We start from the raw sequence: 23281 nt of genomic DNA, 5'->3' as shown, positions 1-23281 counted from the left end.
TCGTTGTGGCGCTCCCATGGAGTATCTGTCCCATAGCGCATCCTTCCATTGCTGGCTGAATAATGCACCATCAAAGCCTGGGATCAAACAGCTAGGCGTGCTCGCGGTGGAGCATTTCGGAGCGATCGGCCATGCGGATTGGATGGTTCCAGCGCTGCTTTTCCGTTTTCACGATCAGGAGTTTCAGCATCTCGACCTGATCAACGAACGCCTCCTGGCGGGTGAGGCACACGAACCCGATGCTGAAAAAGAGAAGCGGCCAGGCCGGACGGGCGACGATGGACTGGCGTTCCGTATAGACGCCAATGGAGTGATTACCGATATTCTGACGCTCGAAGCCAAATGCCTCACCGTCAGCAATACCGGCATCATGAAAGATGCCCACGAGAAACTTATGGTCGGTGGCAACCGACCCAGCGGCGTGCGCGAACTGATCAATCTTCTGACGGAATATGACACGCCCGAAGCTCAAGCCTGGCAACAGGCGCTGCTTCAGTTCTACAGGGACGGTTTCCGCACGGCAGCTCGCCACGATGGGCTCGCTTATGCTGTCGGTCATTCGCCCAAGCAACCCGCTGACCGGATTGCCTGGCTCCCTCCCGAAGCGCCTCACCCCGCCTATACTATACAGCGCAACCTCGAAGCTATGGAGTTTCAATTCGAGAACTTGGATGCTGTAGTCGATATATTGTACCGGGCCGCTTGAGATGGCCAACGCAGCTACCCTCGCCATTGCCCGCGAAATTCGGGAGAATCTGGCGGGCCAAGCCCTGACGGCGCGCCAAGCCAAACTCTACAGCCAACGGTTGCGGCGCGACATGGGCCGTGATGGGTTGGCGAGTTTCGGATCAGGAGACGTCGCCGGATATCTCGACGAAGCGATGTTGCTGTTGGAAAGTGGGTGGCTGGAGCGAAGTGCGGATATTAGCTCGCCATGGCGCACGGCGATCAAGCGCGCGGCAGAGATCATCGAATGGCTTTCGCAATCCCAGTTGAAGCCGCCGGGCGCGCCGCTGCATCTGCTGGCTGCCGCCGCCTATCAGTTAGCCGATTATCCGGCGATGGCGTTAGGACATCTACGGCGGCTACCGGAGGGCGAACCGCTTTCCGAGCTTCTCCGCCAGTTCGTTCGGGCAGACTTCCCGGCTGCTTTCCAGGCGGCGCAGACATTCTGGAGCAATTATCGCGGGCTGCGAACCGATGGTCGCATTGATCCCAATGATCTCGAAGTCGCGTCCGTCCAGCATATAGTTATGTGCGTCGGGACGATCTGCGCGTTTCTTAGAACGGGCGGCGATGCTCCCGTCGAGCGCGCGGTGGTGAAGCTGGAAGCGCTCGCCTCGGGATTTCTCCATAGCCGCGATCCCTATTCCTACCTGCTGGCGCGGCTGACCGCTGCCAGCGCGCGACGCTTTATCGAAACCTGCCTATGGCCGCAGATCGACGGGCTCCGCCTCACGTCGAGCGGCCCGGCCGGTGACGCTCTCACGCAGTTTGCGCGGTCGGCGTTTGCCAACAAGCGGGCGCTTGTCTGGCCGGCGCAGGCGGCTGGCATCGCGAAGCTGCGCGATAACAGCTCGTTCGTGCTGTGTACGCCAACAGGCTCAGGGAAAACCACGGTCGCTACCCTTGGTGCGGTCCAGGGTCTGTTCGCTGATCCCCCGGTCGGAGGCACAGCCGGCAATCTCGTGCTCTACCTCGTGCCATCCCGCGCGCTCGCGGCCGAGGTAGAGGGCCGTCTTGCCGAGGATCTTCGCGGGATCGCGGCGGAGCCGGTTGTCGTCACGGGCCTGTATGGCGGTGTGGATTGGGGCCCAACCGACGCCTGGATTCAAACCGATCAGCCAACTGTGGTCATCTGCACGTTCGAGAAGGCCGATGCGCTCCTGCGCTATCTGGGCGTCCTGTTCCTCAGCCGGGTTCGCACGGTCATCATCGACGAAGCCCATATGGTGGAGCAAGACGAGGCCCGGCTGACTGGACTGGGTGACGGGACATCGCGTGCCTTCCGGCTCGAACAACTCGGCACCCGCCTGATGCGCGCACGGGAAGATCACGATTTCCGCATTGTCGCGCTGTCTGCGGTCGCGGCACGGGCGGCGCCTGCGTTGGCCCGTTGGGTCTCCGATGCGCCCGATGCGATACCGACAAGTTCGGCCTATCGCAGCACACGGCAGATGCTGGGTCGTCTCGAGGTACGCCCCACCGGCCAGTTCGCGATCCGTTACAGCCTGATGGATGGGCATTCACTGAAGTTTGACGACGAGCGACGGGACGACTCGCCGTTCGTACCCGACCCATTCCCCGCCGTTCCGGGGGGTATGAATCCGGAGGATGGACCTGAGGTTCGGATGCGCGCGCCAACGCTATGGGCCGCGCTTAACCTGGCGGCAAAACGCCCGGACGGCTCAACGCCTTCAGTCCTGATTTCGCTCACACAGAATATCGACACGTTTGCCGCGACGTGCGCCGATCTCCTGGACAATTGGCAGGCTATCGCACTTCCCGACTATTGGTCGATTGAGGAGGGTAACGAGATTTGGGCACGATGCCTGGCGACCGCCATCGACTATTTTACAGCGGAGTCCGTCGAGTATCGGCTGCTGGCGCGCGGTATCGTGGTGCATCACGGCAAGATGCCGGGCCTCCTCGCCCGGCGGCTGAAGACCGTTATTGATCATGGCTATGTTCGAGTCATCATCGCCACATCGACCCTGTCGGAGGGGGTCAACATTCCAGTCAACTTCCTGCTGATCCCCAGCGTCTTCAGAAGTAACGGCGAACTGCCGTTGCAGGAGTTCAGCAATCTGATCGGGCGCGCGGGGCGCCCCGGTGTTGCGACAGAAGGCAGCGCACTCGTCGTTCTGCCCGAGCGCACCTACGAGAACCGGTTCGGCCAGATCGTGCCAACTTATAACCGACAGTGGAACGGCTACGAGAGCCTGGTCGCCCAACTAGAGGCTGCGACCGCAGCGGTGGGCGATCTAATCCCGGACGATCAGGCGTCGAGTCCGCTGGCCCACCTGCTTCGCGAACTGGAGCGTGCGTGGAGAGCGGTGGTGGGCGGGGGAACCGAGGCTGAATTCATCGCCTGGCTTGAGCAAACGGCTGTCACTGAGCAGGCTGCATACCCGCCATCCAGCCATGATTATCTCGATTCACTGGACGCATTTCTGATCGCGGCGATCCAGGAGGTCGAGGAACTCAAGGGTATCGAACTCGACGCTGCCGAGCTCGAAGCGGAATTGGCCAAGATTTGGCGACGCACCTATGCCCATGCGGCTTCGCATGGTGAGGCGCATCTGGCGACGGTCTGGCTGGCGCGTGGCAGAGCGATCAAGGCCCAGTATCCCGATGCCGATGCGCGCCGACGTCTATATAAGACGAGCCTGACGCCCCGATCTGCAAAGCTGTTGCTGGACCGAGCGGAGGCAATCCGCGTCAAGCTTTCGCAAGGCGCCGATTATGCGCGGTGGACCGTCGAGGAGCAATTCGTCTTCATCCGCGACGTGCTGGCATTCCTGTCCGAAATTCCGGTTTTTGCGATCGAATCGAAACTTGGTCGGAAGAAAAATTTCGACGACTGGCCCATGCTGCTGCGGTGGTGGCTGGCCAAATCGACGCTGGCGCGACAGCCCCGCCCCAATGAGATTACGAACTGGTATGCCTTTGTAGCGAATAACTTCATCTATCGCGGCACTTGGGGACTCGGCAGTGTCATCGGCCTGTTGCTGGATACGACGGATGACGGACAGCCCATTCGCGCGCTGGAAATAGCCGACTGGCCAATGAGCGGTTTGCCGTGGATCGGGTTCTGGCTGAAAGAGCTTATCAGTTGGGGCACACTCGATCCGGTAGCGGCTTTCCTGCTCGCGCGCGGTGATGCGGTTGATCGTCCGCAGGCGGAGCTGGATGCGAAAGCCTATTACGAAGGTCGTCCGGCGGGCGAAGATGCCAACGCGCTTCTCGACCCTCGGACAATCCGTGCATGGGTGGAAGCTAGGCAACCCGTTCGCGCAGGGCGTACAGGCACAGCAACAATCGCGATCGAAGTGGAGTGCGTTCGTCCCATCGAGGCGTATCGGCAGCAGCGACTGGTTGTATTGCCGCTTGTGGAGGTGGACGCGATCGTCTGGCTCGACCCCGCCGGTTATGAGGTGGCGCGGAGCGTAAAGCCAAGTGACTGGACCGAGAAACCCGCCTTGTTCCAATTTGAGCTTCTGGTGGCCGTATCGGTCGTCATCGGCGAGCCGTATCTGCCCCACCGTTGATTACTGACCTCGGATCGCCTTCAGGACGCGCTTCGTCTCGACCAGCAGAAGCAGTTCGTCGTCCCTCGTGATGAGACGGGCGTGCATGGTCGTAATGCGGACAGGGAACAGGCGCTGGAAGGATTCCCGCACATCCTCTGCGCGTCCGAACACCGGCTTGAATACCGCGTTCCAGTTGTCCTTACGTTCGATGATCGCCCGATAGTCGGTGAAATCCGCATAGTCGATTAGCGGTTGCTCGGAATATCCGGCCTTCACTGCTTTATCTCGCTTATCGATCCAAGCGTCGAGCATGTTGGCGGGCAGCTGCCGCTTCATCCAATCGTCGCCAAAAGCGGCCTGCATCACACGTTCGATGAAGCGACGGAGCGCGACTTCGAAGCGTTGCAGTTGATCGAACGCCTCCTTGGCACGGACGAAGCCATCCTCCTGCTCGTCGGGGGCCTCGGTCGCCTCTGGTTCCCGCAGACCAGCGATCCGCAGGCTTTCATCGAAAGCCGTAGGCGTGAAATCGGTAAGATCGGGATCGAAGCCCCGCTCCACATAGAAACCGGAACGCAGCACGGGGTCGATCAACTGCTCGGGTGTCGGCGTCAGCAGGTCGCGCCAATCGCCGAGCCCAGGCCGCAGCGCTGAGGCAAAAATATGATCGAACGCGGGGCGACTCTCGATACCGCGGCCCATCGCTACGATCTCGGAGAACGCCTTGGCCGACACCAGGCTTTCCTCGATCTGGAGCCAGGGTGACCGCATGGACGCCATAGCCGCTTGCAGTCGATCCTCAGTTCCGAGCACAATGCGCGCGAGGCTGGCCCGCTCCATAGTCTCGTGGGCGATCCGGCCGAGTTCCATGGTCTCTGGAAGCCTGAACAAGCGTTCATAGGCCTGCTGCGCTTCCATAGTTGCGCTGATAGATTTACGGATATCCGAGTTAGGATCGAACAAGCCCAAGCGTCTTGCCTCTTCGACCGGCCCTTCAAGCAGCTTGCGCTGTCGCTCGAAGTCTTGGGTGATCTTGGCGACGCCGCCGACATCCGCGAGATCGGCAAGCATTTTGCGGCGTTCTTCTTCCTGTCGGATGAAGTCCATTGTTGCCGAACCGATTCCTAGCCCATTGTAGGCATCGTGCAGCGGATCGATATGTCGCCGCAGGTCGCCCAAAGGGTCCATCATTCGACGCAGCGCTTCTTGTTGCTCCCAAAGACGGCGGAAATCATCGGTCATTGCAGCCTCGCTTGCTGGTTGTGCGCCCAACGTACCTCACGCTGCAATCGCTCTCAGCGCCTTCTCAAGCGAGAAGTTACCAGTCGTCCCATCTTCGAAAGTCACGCCATAGCATCGGGTTGTGTAACCCGGACCGCGATCATGCGTGGGATAGAAGGACACCGGAGACGATGGTAATACCCAGCCGGTCTTGGCGCAGTAGTCCTCGTAAATGGCGCAGATGTCAGCCAGATCGTCCCCGGCAAATGCCTGCTTCAGCTCTTGGCCGTTCAGGATGAGCGTAAAATGCTCTTTGGCGGCTGTGACGGTTCCGAAGACTCGTCCGGTTTTGAGTGACACTGACCTCGGCATGACAAATCTCCGTATGGCCTCGCTATCCGGCGAGCGGCGGCATCCACCAACCAGGATCAGACGCGCGGCGTAATGCGTGCAGCGGTCCGGATGTCGGCGATTTGCGTGCCGAGCGCCTGCAGGTTTTGACGCATATCAGTGAACACCGGCTGTTCGGCGTCGGGGTCGCTGATGGTGACGATCGCCGTGAACGGCACGCCCTCCTCCGGCATGACCTCCCCGGCCCGGGTCAAATAATCGACGAACAGGCGCCAGTTCGAGGACGGGCCGACCCCTTTAGGGAACGTCTTGGCCAGAACCTTGACCGGGCTCCATTTCAGATCGTGTTCGATGCGCTCCGCTTCGATAGCTGGACCTTCCCGCTTTGAGGGGAGGTAGAGCGGCTCAAGCTGGCCCTTCCATCCGCCACCCGCCTGCTCCTGCTGCAAGGTGGCGTTGATGTTCACCCGCACGAACTCCGAACCGAACCGGGCATCGAGGGGCGGCGTGGAGACAAGGGTGATCTTCGCCCGGCCCCGGCACTTGCCACCTGGTCCCACCAGCGACGCCGGCCACGCAAAGCGGAAGTTGATCTGCTGATCGCGCCGGATACGCGAAGCAAAGACGAGCGTGATGGCGTGGTCGCCGGTTTCAAGAATTCGGTCGGCGGACGGCGGCATGCCGAAGCCGACCATATGCCGCGCGATCGGCGCGAGCGCCTTGGATTGCAAGGGCGCCGGCATCTCGGCGTGATGGACCAGCAAGCCGATCAGGGTCTCTCGCGAGACCTCTCCCTCGATGGCGTGGTCCAGAACGGCGGCGGTCTTCGCGGCGAGAGGCGAGGCGTAGCTGGTGCCGCAGCCATCGATGATCGTTCCATCGGGCAGGATCGAGAACAGCACGTGTCCGAGGACGGGATGCTGGGAGCCCGCGCCGCCGATATGCGCCAAATCCGGTTTAACCCCGGCGCGCAGGCCAGGACCACGGCGACTGTACCGCGTGGGGGCGAAGGGTAGGCACCCGTCATGCCCTGGCGGATTAAGCGCGGCGACAGCGACATTGCGGGCGCTTTCGGCCGGCGTCAGCAAGCCGTCGTTGCGAGCGTTCACGAGATTGGCGAGCGCGGTGGTCGCGTCGGCGGGCCATTCGGCGCGGAGATCCTGGGGCTGGATATTGCCCGCCGAAATGAACACGACCGCATTGTTGGTTTCAGCAATCTGATCGAGCCGCGCGGCGTGGGGGCTATACCGATCCGGCGCCGCCGGTTGCAGGATGTTGAGGCTCATGTTGAACACCCGCACGCCGTGCCGGGCGCGGGCGTCGGAAACGGCAGTTTCCATTTCGTCGAAGAACTGCGGCAAGCCCTCGGGATAATAGGAGGCGAAGGCGCCGGCCTTGCGCTCATTGGGGAAGACGGCGACGTCGACCAGCTCCGCGCCATCGGGCTCAGGGCAGGTTTCCGCGCCGTTCAAAGCGCCGCCGACCGCGGCCAGGCCGCCGATAAAGGTGCCATGCGCGAGGTCGGCGTCTTCGTCGGCGAGAATGTCCCACCGATCGATCACCCAGTCCGAGAGCGCTTCGCTGATGCCGCCGTCAATGATGCCGAGCCGAGGATGGGTGCGGCGGCTGTCGCGAATAGGAATGGTGACGTTGATCGGCCGCGTGCGCGGCGCGGGCGTGGTCGCGCCTGTCGCCCGGACGACGATGCCGGGCAGTTCGATTCGCCGCACAAGCGGATGGCTGTCGAGGAAGGCGAGCAGGCGGGCGTGGCGTTTTACGTCGGGATTGAACACCGCCAATTCGCGACGGCGCTCGCTGAGCGAGGCTTCATTCAGCCGCAAGACGGGCTGATCGCTGGATTGGTCGAGCCGGACGGAGAGGATCGGCTGCTTGTGGCGGTGATTTGGCAGCCGCTCGACCGCGAGCCCGTGATCGAGAGCATTGAAGCCCGCGATGAAACTCTCGGCGAGGCGCCGATGGCCTGCGTCGAGGAGATCCCATTCCGAACGGGGCGGCGGGCTATCGAACAGCTCGACCTGGTAGCTGCTGCCGGTCATCGGGTTTGAAAGCCATGCGACGGCTTCCTCCACCGAGAAGCTGCGGCGGTCGGCAGGGCCGTAGAGTTCGATCCGGTCGATGGCGCCGGTTTCGCTCTTTCGGGCGGACGGGTGAGGCTCATCCTTCTGCTTCTGTTCGTTGAAGCGCATCTCCGTATGGGTCTCGGCCTTGGCGATCTCGGCCGCGACCTGGCGGAGGGTGCCCGGGCGAGCTTCGATGATCATTACGCCGAGATCGCCGCCGCCGACGACCGGGGTGCGATCGTTGCGGAACAGGCTCGCAACCGGACGGTGACTTTTCGCCCATGCTTCGCGGCGCAGAATGACCTTCACAAAGCCGACGTCGCCTTGCGACTGCGCGCTGAGAACGCCGGAGATGGTGTCGATCTGGCTCGTGAGGGCCGCGCGATGCTTGGCGAACTCGGCGTCGCGGTGGGCGAAGAAGTCCTTTCGGCCGCCGCCGCCGCCAGCTTCGCGCGCTTCCTCATAGTTTTCCGGATTGAGGACGATCTGGATCGGACTAGCCATTCAGCACCTCGCCTTCGCCGGACTTGGCGGATCGGCCGAGCTGCCGGCTGACTGTCGATTTATCCTTGCCCGCGATCTCGCCGATGTCGGCCATCGAGAAGCCAAGGATCGGATCATCCCGCATGGCCCGAAACAGATTGCTCGAATCGTCGAACAGCAGCGCGCGACGTTCGCTTTGAACCCGGGCGGCGTTCAGCGTGGCGAATTGGCGGAGCGTATCGAGCAGCCCACGCTTGTCCTCCTCTCGAACGGTGGTGGCCTTCTTGTACGTGCGGACGAGGGACTCGATCTCGGCGCCGGTCGAACCCTCGGTAAACCATGCGATCAGCCGCAAATGGATGTCCGGGGCCTTCACGGGCGGCATGAAATGAGCGGCGATCGCCTTCCGCATCTCGAAGTCCGGCTTGGGAATCTCAAGCTGAACCTCGAAGCGCCGCCAGACGGCAGTGTCCAAGAGCTTCGGGTGATTGGTGATCCCGATTGTGAAGCCGATATCGCGGCGAACATCGAGGTTCTGCAAAAGCGCATTCACGACGCGCTTGATCTCTCCGACTTCCTGCGGGTCGTCTCGGACTTTCGCGATGGCGTCGAACTCGTCGAGCAGAAGGATGCAGCGATGGCGGTTCGCGAACGTGAACAAATTTCCGATGTTGCGCGCGGTAGTGCCCAGGAACGACGACACGAGACCGTCCAACTTCACCAGGACCACGGGAAGGCCGAGCTGCTGCGCGATCCAAAGCGCCAAGCGGGTCTTGCCCGTTCCGGGCGCCCCGTAGATGAGGCAAGTCTTCGACGGCCGGATGTCGATCTCGGACAGGGCTTCGAAATTTGCCCATTCTTCGATGATGGTTTCGATGGCTTGGCTGACCGTCGCGTTGAACAGCGGCGCAGTCGGTTGGATGTCCGCCGGAAAGATGATGTCTGCCAGCGCCGCCGCCGTTTCGCGATCGACAGGCACGGGCGTGTTGCGCGTCAAAACTTCGCCGGGATTCTGCGCCTTGGAACGCTCGATACGACTCGGTGAAAGCTCCTTCGTCCGATCCGCGGTCGTCAGGATGCTGGTCAAGGCGGCGGACTGCTTCGCATCTCCATCCTTGGCCAGCGCATCGCGCAGGCGCTCGATCTGCTTGCGCAGGGCCGGCGACGCATCGGCCATTGCCGCGCGACAGAGAGCTTGGATGATCGAGAAATGGTCCATAAGCGATTCCCAGTGGCGCGTTGCACGATCGCGCCGGTATGATGCATGTATATGGCTTCTCGTTGCGTATCAATAGGTGTATGGTGCAAATGTTAGCCGTGGCGGTGCGTGGCGCCGAACGGCAGTTGCAAGGAGGCGTCGATATGGCACCGGCAGAACACGTCAGGATCGGGCGACCGGTCGCTGCTGGGTCTACAAGCAGATCCCCGCGATCGTGCGGCGCGCGCCTGGCGACTCCTTATCTCCGCGAGTTCGCCGATTGCCGGGATCACGGTCGTCGATCCGTGGGGCGAAGCATGACGCCCGCCGCAACGCGCGCCTATCTGCGCTACGCCGCGACAGAGGCTTTGCACGCGGCGCGCTCGCGACGCAGCGTGCCGGGATGGCCCTTCCGCGCAAGCTCCGCCGCCGCACGCCTCGTCGCTGGGCCGAATGCCCGGATGACCTGCTCGATTACACCAATCGCGCCGCGCCGCGCCGGGCTTCGCGCCGGTCGCGCGAGAATGACGAGCCAATCGTCGTCACCGATGACTGGCCGGAGCAGGTTCCGATCGGCGACGCCGAGTTGCGCGCAATCGAAGGCCATATGCGGCAAGAGCTGGACAAGCTGTTCGGACCGCTGCCGTGAAGTGAGGAGTGAAGCGTCATGACCAGCGCCGCCCTGCGACGAGATGAGGATGAGGCGCCGGTCGTGGCGACCGCCCGCGCCGCGCTCTACCTGCGCGTCTCGACTGGCCGGCAGGCCGAGAGCGACCTGTCGATTCCCGACCAGCGCCGCCAGATCGAAGGCTATTGCCTGTCGCGCGGCTGGGAGGTCGCGGCCGAGTTCGTCGAGCCGGGTAACACCGCGACCGACGATCGCCGGCCTGCCTTTCAAACCATGATCGACGCGGCGATGACCAAGCCGCCGACGTTCACCGTCATCGTCGTCCACAGCTTCTCGCGGTTCTTCCGCGACCAGTTCCAGTTCGAGTTCTACGTCCGCAAGCTGGCGAAGAACGGGGTGAAGCTCGTCTCGATCACCCAAGACCTGGGCGACGATCCGATGAGCATCATGATGCGTCAGATCATGACGCTGTTCGACGAGTATCAGTCGAAAGAGAACGGCAAGCACACGCTGCGCGCGATGAAGGAGAATGCTCGGCAAGGCTTCTGGAACGGGGCGCGGGCGCCGATCGGCTACCGCGTGGTTGCGGCCGGGGAGCGCGGCGCGAAGATCAAGAAGAAGCTGGAGATTGACCCGATCCAGGCGGAGACGGTGCGGCGCATCTACCGCATGGCTTTGAATGGTGTCGGTGACCGGGGGCCGATGGGGCTCAAGTCAATCGCGACGTGGCTCAACGAGAACAACATCCGCACGCGCGATGGCGGGCGATGGGGTCTCGGCGCGGTGCATATGGTGCTGACACGCACGACCTATATCGGCCAGCACCGCTTCAACACGCGCGATCACAAGACCAGGACGCCCAAGCCCGAGGCCGAGCACGCCGTCATGGAAGTGCCGGCGATCGTCTCGGAAGCGGAGTTCGAGGCGGTCCAGCGCTCGCTCAAGGCGCGCAGCCCGAAGATGATGGCGCCGATGGCGGTGGGTGGGCCGACGCTGCTAACTGGCATTTGCTTCTGCGCGTGCTGCGGCGGCGCGATGACGCTGCGCACAGGCACCAGCAGCGCCGGCCGGGAATATCGCTATTACACCTGCTCGACGAAGGCGCGGCAGGGCGCGACCGGCTGTCCCGGCATCACCGTGCCGATGGACCTGCTCAACAAGGCCGTGGTCGACCACCTCGAAGCGCGGCTGCTCGACCCGGCGCGGCTCGAAGCTCTGATGGATCAGATCCTCGAGCGGCGCGACGAGTGGGTGAACCAGCGCCGCCAGCATGTCGCCGATCTTGAGCGGCGTGCGACCGAGGCGGAAGTGAAGCTCAAGCGCCTCTATGACGCGATCGAAAACGGCGTCATCGACGTGAGCGACCCGTCGCTGAAAGATCGCATCGCCGAGCTGACTGCGATGCGTCACCAAGCCAAGGGCGACTCCGAGCGCGCCTTGGCGCATATCGTGAAGATTGGCCCGGAGATCACGCCGGAGAGTCTGCGCGCGTTTGCGTCTGCCCTCCGCAAGAAGCTGCGCAACGGAGACGGCACGTTCGCCCGCGATCAAGTTCGGGCGGTCGCCCAGCGGGTAGAAGTGGTGAGCCGGAATGAGGTTCGTATCCGTGGACTGCGGAGCGAACTGCTCCGAACGCTAACCGCCGCCTCTGGCGTAGAGGCGGCAGTGCTAGGCGTTCGTGGTTTTGAACCGAAATGGCGCGCCCGGCAGGATTCGAACCTGCGACCCCAAGCTTAGAAGGCTCGTGCTCTATCCGACTGAGCTACGGGCGCCCGCGAGGGGCTTTAGCGCAGTTGCGCGCTATTTGAAATTGTCGGCGTAGGTCTGGATTTTCAGGCGGTGCGTGCGCGGCGGCAGCACGGTGTAGGCAAAGCCTTCCCGCTCCGCATAGGCCTGCGCGGCTTCCGCGCTGTCGAAACACAGCGTCAGCTGGCGGCGCGTGTCGGCGGAGCCTGCCCAGCCGGTGAGGGGATCGGGGCGCTGCGGGTCCGCGCGCTCGAACTCCAGCACCCATTCCTGCGTGCGCGCCCTGCCGCTCTGCATTGCGTTCTTCGGGCGCTGGTAAATCCGGGCTGCCATCTGTCCTCGTCCTTGAAACCTCTTGGCAACGCCAATGGCGCAGCCGCCCTTGGTGCGTCAAGCGTTCAGAACGCGCGCGCGATCGCGAAACGCACGGTTTCCATCAGCGCCGTCTTGGCGCTGCCGGGCGGCATGTCGGCGATCGCATCGATGGCGAGTTCGCCGTAGTGCCGCGCCCGCGCCAGCGTATCGGCGACCGACCCCGAGCTTTTCAGCCGCTCGATCGCTTCGGCGAGGTCGTCGTCGGACGTGCGGCGGCCTTCCATGGCATCGCGCCAGAAGCGCCGCGCCTCTTCGTCGCCGCGCCGGTAGGCCAGTATCACGGGCAGCGTCAGCTTGCCTTCGCGAAAATCGTCGCCCTGCCCCTTCCCCATCGTTTCGGCATCGGACATGTAATCGATGGCATCGTCGACAAGCTGAAAGGCGATGCCGAGATTGCGGCCATAGCTTTCAAGGGCCGCTTCGCAGGCCTCGCCGCGTTCCGCCACCACGCCCGCGATCTGGCAGGCGGCGGCGAACAGCACCGCGGTCTTCGCGGTGATGACCTGCAGGTATTTTTCCTCGCTCGTCTCGATCTGGCGCGCGACCATTAACTGATCGACCTCGCCCTGCGCGATCACGGCGGAAGCGTTCGACAGGATCTTGAGGACGCGCAGCGAGCCGTCCTCCACCATCAGTTCAAAGGCGCGGCTGAACAGGAAATCGCCGACGAGCACGGTCGCCTGGTTGCCCCAGATCAGGTTCGCGGCCTTCTTGCCGCGCCGCAGGTCGGAGCCGTCCACCACGTCGTCGTGCAGCAATGTTGCGGTGTGGATGAACTCTACGCTGGCGGAAAGTTTGTGATGCCGCTCGCCCGAATAATCGAGCAGGCGCGCGCAGGCGAGCGTCAGCATGGGCCGCAGCCGCTTGCCGCCGCCCGAAATCAGGTGCCCCGCGAGCGCCGGGATCACCGCCACCGGGCTTTGCATCCGGTCCAGGATGATCTGGTTCACCGCATTCAGTTCAGGCGCCACAAGCTGCATCAGCCCGTCGATGGACGGCGCGGGCTCTCCCGGATTCAACCTGTGTATGGTGGCGCTCACGACTCTGGCTTGTCCCTTGCCTGTCTTGTCTCTTGGCGTTTGCGGGGTTACCCCGCTGTCATGCGTCCATGCTACATCCACGGCGCTTTGTCACCGCGCCACATCGACGCGCCGACGTTTTGGGGAGCCAGATGACCGACGACCGCCCGGATGACCGTCTCGCCGCCTATCGCAGCAGCATTGACAATATCGACGCCGCGCTCATCCACATGCTCGCCGAACGCTTCAAGATCACGCAGGCGGTGGGCGAATACAAGGCCACCGCGGGGCTACCGCCCGCCGATCCGGATCGCGAAGCCCGCCAGATCGCGCGCCTGCGCAAGCTCGCCGCCGATGCGCGGCTGGACGAGGAAATGGCCGAAAAGTTCCTGCGCTTCATCATCGAAGAGGTGATCCGCCACCACGAACGGATTAAGAAAGCGCAGGCCTGAGGGCGATTTGGGACGCTACGGAAACCCCGTTGCATAGGCCGTGGCGCGTCGGTATAGAGCCCCGTCCGGAGCGGGGCTGTAGCTCAGATGGGAGAGCGCTGCAATCGCACTGCAGAGGTCAGGGGTTCGATTCCCCTCAGCTCCACCATCCGGTTTCCCGTTTTGCCATCAATCGACGTAGTGCGGCTCCGGCCGTGCGCGCAGCTGTTCGTAGTGGACGAGCGCCGGCTGCGTGCCGAGCGGAACAGGCTTGCCGCCCCGAAACGCCCACTCGCCCCGGTCGCAATCGGCGGCGCGCACGTAGCCGTTGATGTAGAAGCGCCGGTGGTGATCGGCGTGGTTCGCGCCTGAGCCGTGCACGAGATAGGGGCTCCAGAGCGCAAGGTCGCCGGGTTCGAGTTCAAGGTCGATGAGCCCCGAAGGATCGAGGCCGAGCGCGACGAGCGCGTCTTCGGCGGCGGCATTGTCCATCACCGCCCCTGCCATTTCCATATCCAGCGCACCGAGCCGGTGACTGCCGGGCAGGATGCGCATTCCGCCCGAACGCGGAGTGTGCGGATCGATCGCAAGGCCGGTCTGCACGTAGCTCGCGCCGAGATTGCGGTATGCGTCCGCAGGGCGGCGGAAGCGGGAGTCCTGATGGAAGGCGAAGTCGCCCTTCCCGCCCGGTCGCTTCCAGTGGATCTGGTTGATGATCTGTTTGATGTCGCCGCCGATCATTTCGTGCAGCAGCGCGGCGAAACGCGGATCGGTTCGCGCCGCATCCAGAACGTCGCTCTGCCAGGATGGCCACTGCGCCATGCGCACATCGCCGTCCGCGATCTTGTAGAAGAGATTGCCGTGGCGGAAACTGCGCCCGTGCGCGGCGGCTTCCGCGTGAACGAAATCGATCGCCGCGCCGATGCGCGCGATGTCGGCGGGCAGAAGGAACCGCCGGACTATGGCGTAACCATCGCGCATGTAATCTTCGATCAAAGTCATTTCAGAGTTTCCGCAGCACCACATCGATGCGCTTCAGGATGCGCCAGCTTGCGTAAAGAAGAAGTAAGGTTACCGCGAGAAGCGAGACCGCGACGATCCCCGCGAGCACCGGATCGACGAGCGTGAGCGTGAGCCCGCCGATGGCGAGCACATCTTCCACACCCGAAACGATCACGTTCGAAAACGGTTCCGGACTGGCGTTCACCACCGCACGTCCGCTCGCCTTCGCACTGTGGCTGACGAACGCCGCGCCGCCGCCGAGCAGGAATGCCGCCACCTGCCATGCCGGATCGCCCGCATCGATCACCGCAAGCGCGATGAGCGCGCCGCCGAGCGGACGGATCGCGGTGTGGATCGCATCCCAGATGCTGTCGAGCCAGGCGATCTTGTCGGCGAAGAATTCCACCACGAGCCCGATCGCGGCAATGCCGATCACCCAGGGGCTGGCGAAAACATCCAGGCTCTGGAGATGCTGGGGCAGATCGAGGATGCCGAAACGCATCGCAACGCCTGCGGCGAACACCGTGGCATAGAGCCGCCATCCCGCAAGCAGACTGAGGCTGGCGGCGACGCCGAGCAGTTCGATCGGGCCCATGCGCGAGAAAATGATAGGCATTGCCCCGCTTGGCAAGCGCGCATTGCGGGTCCACATACGCCGCATGTCTACACCGCACTCCGAAGCTATGCCTGCCGCGACGCTGATCCTGTTGCGCGACGCCTCCGGCACGCCCGAAATCTTCATGCAGACGCGCGCGCAGACGATGGGTTTCGCTGCGGGCATGATCGCCTTCCCCGGCGGCAAGGTCGACGCGCACGACATGGAACTCGCCGCATCGCGGTTCGTTACCGGGCGTCACGATCTCGATCTCGAAGAGATTGCCGCGCGTGTCGCTGCGGTGCGGGAGAGCTTCGAGGAAGCCGGGGTGCTGCTCACGCACGGGCCGGATATCGCCCCGCGCGCATTCATCGAAGCGCAGCCTGCGATTGCGTCTCGCGCGCTCGCCTTCTCCGATTTTCTTGCGCGCCACGATCATCACATCGATCTCGATGTGCTCGTGCCGTTCGCGCGCTGGGTTCCGCCGCCCGGGTTGCACGGCAAGCGATACGACACGCGCTTCTATATCGCGCGCCTGCCCGAAGGCGCGAATGCGGGCCACGACGGCAACGAGGCGACGACGTCGTGGTGGATCACGCCTGCCGAAGCCATCGCGCGGGTGGACCGCAACGAATGCGAAGTGATGTTCCCGACGCGCCGCAATCTCGAACGCCTCGCGCAGCACGCAAGCATCGACGCGCTCCTCGCGCACGCGATGGAAACGCCCATCATCACCGTGCAGCCGGAGGTGCGCATGTGCGACGACGGCCTCCATCTCTGCATCCCCGAAGGGATCGGCTATCCGGTGACGCGCGAACCTCTGGAAACCGCGCGGCGCGCGTAATCGCGCTTCAGAACTCCAGAATCGTCGCGACCTCGCCGCCCGGATAGGACACGAGAAGATCGCTGCCCGGCACCGCTTCCAGATCGGCATCGCCTTCCACCAGCAGCGTCTCTCCCGATCGCGCATCGCCCGCGCGCCCGTCGATCACGGTGATCCAGACCGGGCGCTGGGGTGGCGGCCGCAGGTGCAGGCGCGCGCCGGTGCGCCAGCGTTCGACGACGAATTTGCCGCCCGACGAGAGCAATGTTCGCCCCCGGCTCAGATCGTGGCGCTCGTCTGAAACGAAGAACGGATGCGCATTGGAAACCGCGACGCCTTCTTCGAGATGCAGTTCGCGCAGTCGCCCGTAGTCATACAGACGGTATGTCAGGTCGACGTTCTGCTGAACCTCGATGATGGTGACGCCTGCGCCGATCGCATGGACCGTCCCTGCCGGCGAATAGATGAAATCGCCTGCCTTCACCGCCTTCCAGTCGATTAGCTGTTCGATGGAACCGTCGATCGCCGCCTCGCGCAATTCTTCGGGCGACAGCGGCCGCACCGTACCGAGCCCGACTGTTCCGTGAGGCTCGGCCGCGAGCACGAGCCACGCTTCGTCCTTGCCCCGCGAATAGCCCGCGGCGCGCGCCGCGTCGTCGTCGGGATGAACCTGCACCGAGAGCCTTTCGCTCGTGAACAGATACTTGATGAGAAGTTCCGCATCGTGCCCGTCAGGTGTTTCGAACCAGATCTCGCCGATCTTTTCATCGCCCTCCGGAACATCATCGAAGAACGGCGACAGTTGCCTTCTCCCCCACGGCTTCTCGATGCGGCGCGCTGCAAGTTTGGTGACCGTCATCGTTTTATTGCCTTCCGCCAGTCCTGTTCCGGTTGCGTCTGCGAAGGCGGATCGCTTGCCGGAAAACTTTCGTCGAGTTCGATATCGAGCTTCGCATCGGGATCTCCAGGATCGATTTTCAGTCTTTTATCATCCTCCGCAGTCCGTGCAGGTCGAATTTCCTGAAATCCCGCCTTGCGTTTTGCCATGACTGATCCCATCAACAATATCGCAATTATTATGAATTAGCTGCGCTTTGGTAGTTTTCAAAATTTACGGACATGTTAGCGTCCTCCATCCGTCAATGGGAGATCATGATGGCGAAGAAAAAAGAGACAGTAGCGAAGGCGAAAAAACCGAAAAAGGCGATCCCTGCCAAGCCGGCAGTGAAGACGCAGTCGGGGGGTCCGGATTTCGGCGAACAAATCGCAGCCGCCGGCGCCCAGTTGCAGGCGCGTGCCGAAGCGGTGTTCGGCCAGTGGCTCGACCAGGCATCACTGACGCTCCGCAAGAGCGGCGTGAAGACGATCGTCGACGACATCAAGACGGCCGGCAAGCGCACCGGTTTTGAAAAGGTCGCCAAGGAACTCGCGAACACCGTTGCAAACGAGATCACGAAATTTGCCGCTTCAACGGCGATCGGTGCGAAGATCGCGCCGAAGGCGAAGCCGGGTCCGAAGCCCAAGGGCAAACCCGGTCCCAAGCCGAAGGCCGCTGCTGCGAAACCCGCAGTCGCAGCGCCTGCGAAACCCAAGGGCAAGCCTGGCCCCAAGCCGAAGGCTCCCGCAGTAAAAGCCGCAGCGAAACCGGCTGCCAAACCCGTCGTGAAGGCGCCTGCCAAGGCAAAGGGCAAGCCGGGTCCGAAGCCCAAAGCCGCAGCGGCCAAGCCTGCTGTTTCGGCGCCCGCGAAGCCCAAGGGTAAGCCGGGTCCGAAGCCGAAGGCGGTTGCGAAACCCGCTGCGAAACCTGCCGCTGCGCCTGCAGTTGCAGCGCCTGCCAAGGCGAAAGGCAAGCCTGGTCCCAAGCCCAAAGCCGCCGCTGCCAAGCCTGCTGTTTCGGCGCCCGCGAAGCCCAAGGGCAAGCCGGGTCCGAAGCCCAAGGCCGCTGCGAAACCCGCTGCGAAACCTGCCGCAGCGCCTGCGGTTGCAGCGCCCGCCAAGGCGAAAGGCAAACCCGGTCCCAAGCCCAAAGCTGCCGCTGCCAAGCCGGCGGTGAAGGCGCCCGCGAAAGCGAAGCCGGGTCCGAAGCCCAAGGCGGCAACTCCCGCTGCTGCGAAACCTGCTGCTCCGGCAGCGGCTGCTCCGGCAGCGGCTGCACCGGCAAAGGCCAAGCCTGGTCCGAAGCCGAAAGCGGCAGCGCCCGCACCGGCGGCAGCGCCCGCCAAGCCTGCGGGTCTCACGCCGCGCCGTCGCGGACCGCGTCCGTCGTCGCGGCCTGTGCCGAAGAAGTAAAAGTTAACAGAAAAATGGCCCGGCGCGTTTCGTACCCACGACGCGCCGGGCTTTTCTTTTGCGGGATGTTTTCCTGCCAAGCGGCCACACGCTTCGACGAAGGGCGCGCCTGCCCCCGCGAAATCCCTGCGGCAATGCGCTATCATCAAAGCCAATGAACAGGTCGTTGCTCCGTGGAGCGCTCGCTGAAGATTCGGCGCGCACAGCCGTCCAGTCGATCTTCGGCTTCTGGATTTTCTATTTTCTCGTCGTAACCCTGCGCGCGCTGGCCCTGGGTTTCGATGACATGATCGCGCTTGCCGGGCGGCGTTCGGTTGTCACCATCATCGGCATGACGATCAGCTGGGCGCTCTATCTGGCGCTGGCCCCTCTCGAAAAGGCGCCCGTTCGCAAGCGCGCGCTGATGATGTTCCTGCTCTGCGTCCCTGCCGCCGCGCTGTTCACCACGTTCAATTTCTACACCTTCTATGTCTATGAACCGCTGCCGCTCGTTGCAGAGGATCTCGCGCACAAGGATCGCTCGCTCGCGATGCTGCTGGCGATCATCTTCGAAGGCACGGTGACGTGGTTCTTCTTCTTCGCGGCATGGGCAGCGTTTCATCTGGCGCTCGGCTATGCCGCCGATGCCGCGCATGCGGAGCGCCGCGCCGCCGCCTTCCGCGAGGAGGCCCAGGCCGCGCAGCTTCGCGCGCTGCGGTATCAGATCAACCCGCATTTCCTGTTCAACACGCTCAATTCGCTGTCCTCGCTGGTGCTGACCAATCGCAACGAAGAGGCGGAGCGGATGATCCTGAACCTCGCGACCTTCTTCCGCGCCAGCCTCACCAGCGACCCGACGGAGGATATTCCGCTCGCCGACGAACTCGAACAGCAGCGCCTCTATCTGGAGGTCGAGCGCGCCCGCTTCGGCGACCGTCTCGAATTCGCTTTTGATATCGATCCCGATGCCGCACGGCAGCGGGTGCCGAGCCTGATCCTCCAGCCGCTTGTCGAGAATGCCGTGAAATATGCGGTGTCGCCTTCGAACGCGCCGGTCTGCATCCGCGTAAAGGCCAGCCTGCACGATGCGATGCTGCATATCGTTGTGGAAGACGATGGCGCGTTCGCCGCCTCGCAGGCGCACGTCGACGGCACCGGCACCGGCCTCAACAACGTCCGCGATCGCCTGCGCGCACGCTTCGGCGACGCGGCGGCATTCAAGGCGGGTCCGTGGCCGGGCGGCGGTTTCCGGATCGATATTGCAATTCCCGTCAAGCGCGCATTGCCGAGGCCGGTATCCCGATATGACTGACAGTCCGCTCCGCACACTCGTCGTCGATGATGAAGCGATGGCGATCGAACGCATGCAGGTGCTCCTGTCGCGTTTCGAAGACGTCAACCTTGTGGGCACGGCCGGCACCGGCGGACAGGCGCTGCGCCTGATCGAGGCGCTGACGCCCGATCTTCTGCTGCTCGACATTTCGATGCCGGGGCTCGACGGCATCGGCGTCGCGCAGGCTGTCCAGCGTCTGCCGCAGCGTCCCACGATCGTGTTCGTCACGGCGTTCGATCAATATGCCGTCACCGCCTTCGATGTCGCTGCCGCCGATTATCTGCTCAAGCCGGTCGATCCCGCGCGTCTCGGCCAGGCGCTCGCGCGCGTGCGGGAACTGCGCAGCAACGCGCCTGCTGCGCCCGCCGAAGAAGACGGCTACGTCAAGGAATTCTGGGTTCCGCACCGTTCGGAAATCATCCGCGTCGATGTCGATGCCATCGACATGATCGAGGCCGAGCGCGATTATATGCGGCTGCACACCGCCGACCGATCATTCCTTCTGCACCAGACAATCAAGGAACTGGAACGCAGGCTCGATCCGGAGCTGTTCATTCGCATCCACCGTTCAAAAATTCTTCGGCGAGACCGCATCAAGGGCCTCGTCCATCTCGGCTACGGCGTGTGGTCGGTCGATCTCGGCGACGGCGGCGATCACCGCATCGGCCGCACCTACCTCTCCGACGTAAAGCGCATCACCGGCAAATAACGGCCACGAACGATCAAAAGAAAAGGCGGGCACCGGGGACATGGTGCCCGCCTTCATGACGGCAACTGGGATTACCGCCTGTTATCGCGATGCGATCGTGATCGTCGCGTCGCTGCCTGCCGCAACCTGCGTTCCGGCATTGGCGATGGCTGCGGTGATCTGGGGCGCGGCGCTGCGGATCGCGGTGTCGCGGCAGGCGAAGCCGGCCGATTGACGGCGCAGGTCCAGATATCCGTTTTCAAAGCACATCGCCTTGGCGGCGCGGTTTACGCGGCTGTGCAGCTGCTTCACGCCCGCATCGCTGGCAAGGTTCAGGTCGCCGAATTTCACATGGGCGACGGCGCGCACGGTATTCGCTTTCACGACTGTTTCTTCCATCGCCTGCGCCGCAGGAGCGAAAACAGCGGCGGTCATTGCAGCGGCGAACGCAATGGCGCTGATCTTCACGAGGGTCATCAAAACGGTCCTTCCAGTGTCGCCTTTCAGTGGCGAAGAATTTCGGGCTGCGAACCGGGAACGCCGGACTTTTTGGGACTGTGGGGTCCGACGCTCCCGATCCGCATTTCGGAACTACCCCGCCCCGTGCGTCTGCGCTGCAAGGGTTCGATCGTCTGCGAAGGCCCATCGACGAACGTCCGTCGCCATCGACGAACGGCCGATCGCCGCAGACGAAAGGCACGAAGCGCGCCATCCGAACACATCCCGGAAAATGCTGTACCCCCCGATTTTTCGGGTGCGTCAGAAATACGATATGGTATCGAGTATTGGGAAAATCTGTTCAGGGAGTGTGCGGGCATGGCGATCGCGAGAAAGACCATCCTCGGTTATGCGGTCGGCTCCCTGGGCACCGGCGTCTATCTGACGGTGCCCAGCGTATTGCTGCTTTTTTTCATGACGGACACGCTCGGCATCTCCGCCGCGCTGGCCGGGGTCGCGATCGTCGCGCCCAAAGTGCTCGGCGCGGTGCTCGATCCCATCGTCGGCTGGCTGTCGGACCGCACGCGCAGTCGCTGGGGGCGGCGCAGGCCGTGGATGCTGGTCGGCGCGCTCGGCCTCGGCTGCACCTTCATGGTGCTGTTTCACGTGCCGGATTTCGCGACGGCGGACGCGCGCTTCCTCTATGTGCTGCTCGTCTTCCTCGCCAGCGCGGTGTGCTACTCGCTGTTTGCCACGCCCTACATCGCGATGCCCGCAGAGATGAGCCCGCAGTCGCAGGAGCGCACGCGGATCATGGCGTGGCGCATGACGATGGTGCTCACCGGCGTCATCATCGGATCAGCGGTCGCGCCGATGCTGGTTTCCGCATTCGGCGGCGGACGGCAGGGTTACGGCGTGATGTCGCTCTTCATCGGCGCGGCCTGTGTCGCCGCGATGCTGACGTCGGTGGTGGCCACGCGGTCGCCGTCCAGCGCGGGCACGGAAACCGGCGGCGTGGAACGAGCGCCGTTCACGAGCACCCTGCTCGGCGTTGTCCGCAATCCGGCATTCGTGCGGCTCTCGGCGGTGTTCCTTGTCCAGACGAGCATCTTCGGGCTTACAGGCGCCCTGCTGCCCTACGTCGTCAGCCGGATTCTGGGCGGCGACGAGGCGCTCGTCGGCGCGCTGCTGCTCGCCCTGCTGGTCACCGCCATCGCCTGCATGGGCTTCTGGGCGTGGGCATCAAAGCGGTGGGGGCATTGTCGCTGCCTGATCGGCGCGTCGATCGGCCATGCCGTCGTCTCATTGACACTGTTTGAGATCGGACCGGGATATCCGCTTCCCCTCGTCTTCCTTCAGTTTGCGCTTGTCGGCATCTTCTACGCGGCGCTTCTCTTGTTGCCCTTCGCGATGCTGACCGACGTGATCGCGAAGGACCAGTTGGAAAGCCACGCGCGAGAGGGCGCCTATACCGGGGTGTGGACCGCCGTGGAAAAGATCGGCCTCGCAACCGGCCCCGCTCTGGCGGCGCTGCTGCTGTCGCTTAGCGACTATAATCCGGGCGACGGAGCGGACGCGCCCGCGCTCGACATGATCCGCTGGGCGATTGCGTTTGGGCCCGCAGCGGCTCAGGCGCTGGCTGTCATGCTTTTGTTCGGCTATCCGGCTCTGCACTCGGAGCGTCGCGCCGCTGCATGACCGGCGGCAGATAATTGGCGAGATAGCTTCGCGCCGCGCGCTTGCCTTCCTCCCGCATGAACGGCGTCACCTGGCTGTGCATCTCCAGGGAGGTGACGAGCGCTGCATCGATCAGGCGGAATGCAAAGGCGAACACGGCCATCTCGTTTTCGATCGGCGAGCGGACGAACTGCCTGTCGATCGCCTTGGCGAAACGCTCGGCGGCTTCCTGAAAGGCCGCATCGTGCGCAGGATAGACCGATCGCGGTATCTTCCACGCCGAAAACAGCTGCGCGAACGCCAGATCCGTATTGTAGTGGTCCGCCAGCACGTCGACGAGCCGGTCGAGGATATCGGTCCAGCTCTCCGCATGCGGCTTCAGCGCCAGTAGCGAGACGTCGGTGAACCATGGCCCGACATTGTCGATCAGGGCCGCCAGCAATTCCATCTTGCCGGGAAAGAAGTGGTAGCAGGACGCCAGAGGAATGCCCGCATGACGCGCGATTTCCTGATACGTGATATCTTCCACATGACGCTCGCGCAGAAGCGCAAGCGCGGTATCGAACAGCAGCTTGCGCCGGGCTTCTCCCCGCGCCTGCGTGAACTGTCGCGTCGCGGGGCGCAGATCGCGCGTTTCCGATGCAGCCGCCATTATCACCTTTGTCCGGGTC

Annotated in this window: 21 protein-coding genes and 2 tRNA genes; 10 read left to right on the top strand and 13 right to left on the bottom strand. The window is 63.4% G+C overall.

All coding sequences use genetic code 11. The features are described from left to right. On the top strand, positions 1–706 hold a 706-nt coding region (locus GGQ98_RS14455), incomplete at its 5' end, for a hypothetical protein (RefSeq protein ID WP_207791426.1). Between the two features lies 1 nt (position 707). Then, a complete protein-coding gene (locus tag GGQ98_RS14450) occupies positions 708–4271 on the top strand; it encodes a DEAD/DEAH box helicase (RefSeq protein WP_184070738.1) in 3564 nt (1187 codons plus the stop codon). Here GGQ98_RS14450 and GGQ98_RS14445 read toward each other — a convergent pair whose 3' ends face one another. From GGQ98_RS14445 to GGQ98_RS14430, 4 genes are all read right to left on the bottom strand, one after another. Beyond that, positions 4272–5495: a Swt1 family HEPN domain-containing protein gene (locus GGQ98_RS14445; protein WP_184070736.1), complete on the bottom strand. Its 1224-nt coding sequence runs from the start codon at positions 5493–5495 to the stop codon at positions 4272–4274. A gap of 36 nt (positions 5496–5531) precedes the next feature. Beyond that, a complete protein-coding gene (locus GGQ98_RS14440) occupies positions 5532–5834 on the bottom strand; it encodes a hypothetical protein (RefSeq protein ID WP_341534223.1) in 303 nt (100 codons plus the stop codon). 68 nt (positions 5835–5902) lie between these two features. Then, positions 5903–8410, bottom strand: a complete 2508-nt coding sequence (locus GGQ98_RS14435) for a S8 family peptidase (RefSeq protein WP_184070732.1) — start codon at positions 8408–8410, stop codon at positions 5903–5905. Next, positions 8403–9608, bottom strand: coding sequence for an AAA family ATPase (locus GGQ98_RS14430; RefSeq protein ID WP_184070730.1), 1206 nt, complete (start codon positions 9606–9608; stop codon positions 8403–8405). The genes GGQ98_RS14435 and GGQ98_RS14430 overlap by 8 nt, the downstream gene beginning before the upstream one ends. Before the next feature lie 646 nt (positions 9609–10254). Here GGQ98_RS14430 and GGQ98_RS14425 point away from each other — a divergent pair. Further along, positions 10255–11952 carry a recombinase family protein gene (locus GGQ98_RS14425; RefSeq protein ID WP_184070746.1) on the top strand — a complete coding sequence of 566 codons (1698 nt, stop codon included), beginning with the start codon at positions 10255–10257 and terminating at the stop codon, positions 11950–11952. On the opposite strand, the gene GGQ98_RS14420 is transcribed toward GGQ98_RS14425, so the two are convergent. From GGQ98_RS14420 to GGQ98_RS14410, 3 genes are all read right to left on the bottom strand, one after another. After that, a tRNA-Arg gene (locus GGQ98_RS14420) sits at positions 11911–11987 on the bottom strand. The genes GGQ98_RS14425 and GGQ98_RS14420 overlap by 42 nt on opposite strands. A 28-nt stretch (positions 11988–12015) precedes the next feature. Next, positions 12016–12294: an ETC complex I subunit gene (locus GGQ98_RS14415; RefSeq protein ID WP_184070727.1), complete on the bottom strand. Its 279-nt coding sequence runs from the start codon at positions 12292–12294 to the stop codon at positions 12016–12018. 65 nt (positions 12295–12359) lie between these two features. Next, entirely contained in the window at positions 12360–13376 is a 1017-nt protein-coding gene (locus GGQ98_RS14410) for a polyprenyl synthetase family protein (protein WP_184070726.1), read from the bottom strand. A gap of 131 nt (positions 13377–13507) precedes the next feature. Between GGQ98_RS14410 and GGQ98_RS14405 the strand changes: the two genes are divergently transcribed. Together GGQ98_RS14405 and GGQ98_RS14400 are read left to right on the top strand one after the other, a co-directional pair. Beyond that, complete coding sequence (locus GGQ98_RS14405; protein ID WP_184070724.1) at positions 13508–13807, top strand: chorismate mutase; 300 nt, start codon at positions 13508–13510, stop codon at positions 13805–13807. 72 nt (positions 13808–13879) lie between these two features. Beyond that, positions 13880–13955 (top strand) — tRNA-Ala (locus GGQ98_RS14400). Between the two features lie 20 nt (positions 13956–13975). On the opposite strand, the gene GGQ98_RS14395 is transcribed toward GGQ98_RS14400, so the two are convergent. Together GGQ98_RS14395 and GGQ98_RS14390 are read right to left on the bottom strand one after the other, a co-directional pair. Beyond that, on the bottom strand, positions 13976–14788 hold the full coding sequence (locus GGQ98_RS14395; protein WP_184070722.1) for a phytanoyl-CoA dioxygenase family protein: 813 nt from the start codon (positions 14786–14788) through the stop codon (positions 13976–13978). A gap of 1 nt (position 14789) precedes the next feature. Further along, positions 14790–15404, bottom strand: coding sequence for a DUF4126 domain-containing protein (locus GGQ98_RS14390; RefSeq protein ID WP_341534221.1), 615 nt, complete (start codon positions 15402–15404; stop codon positions 14790–14792). A 43-nt stretch (positions 15405–15447) separates the two neighbouring features. Between GGQ98_RS14390 and GGQ98_RS14385 the strand changes: the two genes are divergently transcribed. Beyond that, positions 15448–16227 carry an NUDIX hydrolase gene (locus GGQ98_RS14385; protein ID WP_184070719.1) on the top strand — a complete coding sequence of 260 codons (780 nt, stop codon included), beginning with the start codon at positions 15448–15450 and terminating at the stop codon, positions 16225–16227. Positions 16228–16234: 7 nt separating this feature from the next. Here GGQ98_RS14385 and GGQ98_RS14380 read toward each other — a convergent pair whose 3' ends face one another. Beyond that, positions 16235–17065: a class I mannose-6-phosphate isomerase gene (locus GGQ98_RS14380; RefSeq protein ID WP_184070717.1), complete on the bottom strand. Its 831-nt coding sequence runs from the start codon at positions 17063–17065 to the stop codon at positions 16235–16237. Continuing rightward, positions 17062–17253 (bottom strand): hypothetical protein, encoded by a 192-nt coding sequence (locus GGQ98_RS14375; protein WP_184070715.1) that lies wholly within the window; start codon positions 17251–17253, stop codon positions 17062–17064. Before GGQ98_RS14375 ends, GGQ98_RS14380 begins: the two co-directional genes overlap by 4 nt. Before the next feature lie 108 nt (positions 17254–17361). On the opposite strand from GGQ98_RS14375, the gene GGQ98_RS14370 reads away from it, so the two are divergent. The 3 genes from GGQ98_RS14370 (at position 17362) to GGQ98_RS14360 (ending at position 20516) form a co-directional block, all read left to right on the top strand. After that, positions 17362–18495 (top strand): hypothetical protein, encoded by a 1134-nt coding sequence (locus GGQ98_RS14370; protein WP_184070713.1) that lies wholly within the window; start codon positions 17362–17364, stop codon positions 18493–18495. Between the two features lie 154 nt (positions 18496–18649). Next, positions 18650–19786 carry a sensor histidine kinase gene (locus GGQ98_RS14365; RefSeq protein WP_184070711.1) on the top strand — a complete coding sequence of 379 codons (1137 nt, stop codon included), beginning with the start codon at positions 18650–18652 and terminating at the stop codon, positions 19784–19786. Next, a complete protein-coding gene (locus GGQ98_RS14360) occupies positions 19779–20516 on the top strand; it encodes a LytR/AlgR family response regulator transcription factor (protein WP_184070709.1) in 738 nt (245 codons plus the stop codon). Before GGQ98_RS14365 ends, GGQ98_RS14360 begins: the two co-directional genes overlap by 8 nt. Positions 20517–20597: 81 nt before the next feature. On the opposite strand, the gene GGQ98_RS14355 is transcribed toward GGQ98_RS14360, so the two are convergent. Continuing rightward, on the bottom strand, positions 20598–20972 hold the full coding sequence (locus tag GGQ98_RS14355) for a UrcA family protein (protein ID WP_184070707.1): 375 nt from the start codon (positions 20970–20972) through the stop codon (positions 20598–20600). A 339-nt stretch (positions 20973–21311) separates the two neighbouring features. Here GGQ98_RS14355 and GGQ98_RS14350 point away from each other — a divergent pair, with 339 nt between their 5' ends. After that, complete coding sequence (locus GGQ98_RS14350; protein ID WP_184070705.1) at positions 21312–22631, top strand: MFS transporter; 1320 nt, start codon at positions 21312–21314, stop codon at positions 22629–22631. Here the strand turns inward: GGQ98_RS14350 and GGQ98_RS14345 are convergent. Continuing rightward, complete coding sequence (locus tag GGQ98_RS14345) at positions 22576–23262, bottom strand: TetR/AcrR family transcriptional regulator (protein WP_184070703.1); 687 nt, start codon at positions 23260–23262, stop codon at positions 22576–22578. The genes GGQ98_RS14350 and GGQ98_RS14345 overlap by 56 nt on opposite strands. Between the last annotated feature and the right edge of the window lie 19 nt (positions 23263–23281).

The sequence above is a fragment of the Sphingosinicella soli genome, from assembly GCF_014199685.1.
Lineage (GTDB): Bacteria > Pseudomonadota > Alphaproteobacteria > Sphingomonadales > Sphingomonadaceae > Sphingosinicella > Sphingosinicella soli.
Note: the sequence above shows the minus strand (reverse complement) of the source record. Positions and strands in the feature narration are given on the sequence as shown.